The organism is Thermococcus sp. (assembly GCF_027066465.1).
Taxonomy (GTDB): domain Archaea; phylum Methanobacteriota_B; class Thermococci; order Thermococcales; family Thermococcaceae; genus Thermococcus.
The window spans coordinates 1-3847 of sequence record NZ_JAMONU010000026.1; the positions used below are offsets into that span (position 1 = coordinate 1).

At 55.9% G+C, this 3847-nt stretch carries 2 protein-coding genes; both read right to left on the reverse strand.

The window, feature by feature from the left end:
- Nucleotides 1-2436 (reverse strand): phosphoenolpyruvate synthase (gene ppsA, locus MVK46_RS01290; protein WP_297534655.1); only part of this gene is annotated, 2436 nt, incomplete at its 3' end.
- Nucleotides 2437-2568: 132 nt separating this feature from the next.
- Nucleotides 2569-3847: glycosyltransferase family 39 protein (locus tag MVK46_RS01295; protein WP_297534657.1), on the reverse strand; the 1279-nt coding region annotated here is incomplete at its 5' end.

Sequence of the window (3847 nt, forward strand, 5' to 3'; positions counted from 1 at the left end):
CTTCCTCGCGGCCTCGAGCTTGATTCTCTGCTCCTCGCGGTAGACGGTCTTCCTGATTAGCTCGACTGCGTCCGGGTTCGCTGAGACGCTGTCGATGCCCATCCTGACGAGTAACCTTACCATCTTCGGGTCGCTTCCTGCCTGTCCGCAGATGCTGGTCTCGACGCCGTACTTCTTGCAGACCTTGATGACGTTCTCGATGAGCTTGAGCACTGCCGGGTGCTTCTCGTCGTAGAGCTTGAAGACCCTCTCGTTGTCCCTGTCGATGGCGAGGGTGTACTGGGTGAGGTCGTTGGTTCCGAAGCTGACGAAGTCAATGCCCTCCTTGATGAGGTCCTCGATGATGAGGGCCGAGGCTGGGGTCTCAATCATGACGCCCCACTCGACGTCCTTGTGCGGCTCAAGGCCGACTGAGCGGGCTATCTCCTTGGCCTTCCTTATCTGCTCGGGGTGGCTGACGAGCGGGAGCATGACACCGATGTTGTCGTATCCCTCGTCGACGAGCTTCTTGATGGCCTTGAACTCGGCCTTGAGGAGCTCCGGCTGGTCGAGGCTCCTCCTGATTCCGCGCCAGCCGAGCATCGGGTTCCTCTCGACGGGCTCGTCCTCTCCGCCCGGAAGCTCGCGGAACTCGTTGGTCGGGGCGTCAAGCGTCCTGTACCAGACACGTCTTGGATAGAAGGCCTCGACGACCTTCCTGATACCGTCGGCGAGCTTCTCAACGAGCTCCTCCTCCTTGCCCTCCTTGATGAACTTGACGGGGTGCTTTCCTATGCTGAGTATCATGTGCTCTGCCCTGAGGAGTCCAACGCCATCCGCCCCGGTGGCGGCTGCCCTCTCAGCCACTTCGGGCATCGAGACGTTGACCTTGACCTCCGTGGCGGTGATGAGCGGGGCACCGGCGACGACGACCTTGCCGCCCTCAGCCTTCTCCTCCTTCTCCTTCTTGAGGAGGCTCTTGACTATGCCCTTGTAGACAACACCCCTGGTTCCGTCGACGGTGACGAGCATGCCGTCCTTGAGAACCTTCGTGGCAACCTTGGTTCCAACGACGGTCGGGATTCCAAGCTCTCTACCGACGATGGCCGCGTGGCAGGTCCTGCCGCCCTCGTCGGTGACGATGGCGGAGGCCCTCTTCATGGCCGGAACCATGTCCGGGTTGGTCATGGTCGTGACGAGGACGTCTCCTTCTTTGACCTTGTCGATGTCCTTGATGTCGAGGACTATGACGACCTTACCGGCACCGACGCCCGGAGAGGCTCCGAGACCCTTGAGGATGACCTCAAGCTCCTCGGTCTCCTCAACCTCCTCGCTCTCGGCTGGGGCCTCCTTGAGGGTCGTAATCGGCCTGCTCTGGACGATGTAGAGCTTGCCGTCGTCCGCATCATAAGCCCACTCGATGTCCTGCGGGTACTGGTAGTGCTCCTCAATCTTGGCGCCCATCTTGGCAACCTCGATTATCTGGTCATCGGTGAGAACCTGCTTCTCAACGTACTCGGGACCGAGGTAGTCGGCGACCTTGACGAGGACCGTTCCCTTGCCGGTCTCGGGGTTCCTGACGTACATGACCTCCTTCTTGGCGATGTACTTCTCCTTTATCTTCCAGGTGCCCTTCTCAACGATGTACTCGTCCGGGGTAACCGCACCGCTGACGACGGCCTCACCGAGGCCCCAGGCGGCGTTAATCATTATCTCGTTCCTGTTGTTGGTGACCGGGTTGGCGGTGAACATGACACCGCTGGTCTTGCTGTTGACCATCTTCTGGACGACGGCCGAGAGGTAGACCTTCCTGTGGTCGAAGCCCTGCTTGGCCCTGTAGAAGGTAGCCCTCGCGGTCCAGAGCGAGGCCCAGCACTTCTGAACGTTCTCGAGGAGGTCCTCGTCTCCGATGACGTCGAGGTAGGTCTCCTGCTGGCCGGCGAAGGAAGCCTCCGGAAGGTCCTCAGCTGTAGCTGAGGAGCGAACGGCGACGTAAACGTACTCACCCTTCTCCGGGTCCTTGTTGAAGCGCCTGCAGAGCTTGTGGTAAGCGTCCAGAACCTCGTCGGCAATCTCCTTCGGCATGGGCATGGCCATTATAAGCTCCCTTATGACCTCGGTGTTATCCATGAGCTCCCTGCTGTCGTCAACGTTTGTCCTGGCGACGATGTCCATAATCCAGTCCTGGAGTGGTCTTGCCTCGTCGGGGGCGCTTGCGAGAACCTCGGCGAGGACTCCCTTTTCGGCCTTTTCACCCATTATCCTCTTTATGTCCTCCTTGGAGACCTTAACGTTGTTAACAAAGTACTTGTAGGCCTCGGCGGTAACACAGAATCCGGGTGGGACGGGAATTCCGGCATTGGTAAGCTCACCAAGGTTTGCGCCCTTGCCGCCAACGAGCGGCACGTCCTTTTTCGTCAGCTCCTCGAACCACTTTATAAACCTGTACTCGGCCATAGCCATTCCCTCCGTTAATTACTGCGGGTGATATATCGAGAGGCCGCTTTTAAAATTAACTATCCAGTGCTGTTCTTTGGTGTATATTGTTGAAAAAAGCGAAAAAAATGTGCATTTGAAGTTTGGGTAGCGTTAGGGTTTTCTGATGAATATCTTAAACAACCCATCATAAAATTCCTTGACGAGCTCATACCTTCCGCTGGTGAGTATGTTGAGATACGTGTTCGGGTCTTTGTGTATTATCACATCGTAGTAGCCCCCGCTGATTCTCTCTTCGATGGACTTCCTATATAGTATCATATCAACCTTGGCTCTGGGATAGTAGAACCCGGCCATTGTGTACAGGTAGGGTGACACCAGTATTCTCTCTCCGGGGTAATGTTCGCTCGCGTATCTGAGCACGTAGGATTCATACCTGCCAGTTCCGTTCCACCTGTCCTTCAGGTGGAAGGCGGCGTTTCCCACTGGAACCGCGAGTATCAGTGACAAAACAACGAATGCAAGGATTCTTTTCTTCCCCTTTGCCCCCACAGAGGAGAGCACTTCAGTCAGCGTCTCAACTCCCCTCATCGCGAGGATTCCCATAACCGGCGCGAGGAACGTTATGAAGCGGGTTTCTTTATGGGTAACCGAGAGAATCATCATGAAACCCAGGAACGCCCAGCTGAGGAGCAACCAGCCCTCTTCATTTTGTCTCAGGCTGATTAGGCCTATTATGGCCAAAACTGGGAGAACCCTTCCAAGGTCGTGGAACAGCCACTTCACGTAGGTGAACGCCGAGACGGGTTCAGCTAGGGTCACGGTTCTTGAGGCAATCTCAAAGGGACGCAGGAAGCCGCCGTAGTGAAGGTGTCCTAGATACATCCAGGGCATTAACACCGCAAAGAGGAGTCCAAAACCGACCCAGTACTCTTTCTTCTTTGCCCAGTTCCAGTACTCGGAGAGCCACAGGTAAGCTATGAAGACTGCTATTATTGAGAGACCCGTATAGCGGGTTAATATGGCGATTCCAGCGAAGACGAAGGCTAGATATATCGCCTTTTTTTCCTCCCTCTTTCTGCCCAGGTAGAGCAGGTAAACCGCGAGCGCGTAGAAGAACGTGAACTCGCTGTGGACAAGCTCCCGGCTTCCCATCGTAAACGCCAGCGGGTTGAGTGCGAAGAACATGGCCGCAATCGCTCCTCTGATTTCTCCGCCGAAGAGTTCTTTGGTCAGCAGGTATACTACAACTGCAGTAAGCCCAAAGAAGAGAACCGAGACGAGTCTTGCGACTTTTAACTGACTCAGGGGAGCGTGAATAAAGTGGTAGAACAGGGAGAGCGTATAGGGGTAAACCGGCGGTCTGTACATCATGTAAACTCCCTGGTAGGTGAAGTTGGTGGGGTTGGCGGCTAGGTTTCTCGCTATGTCG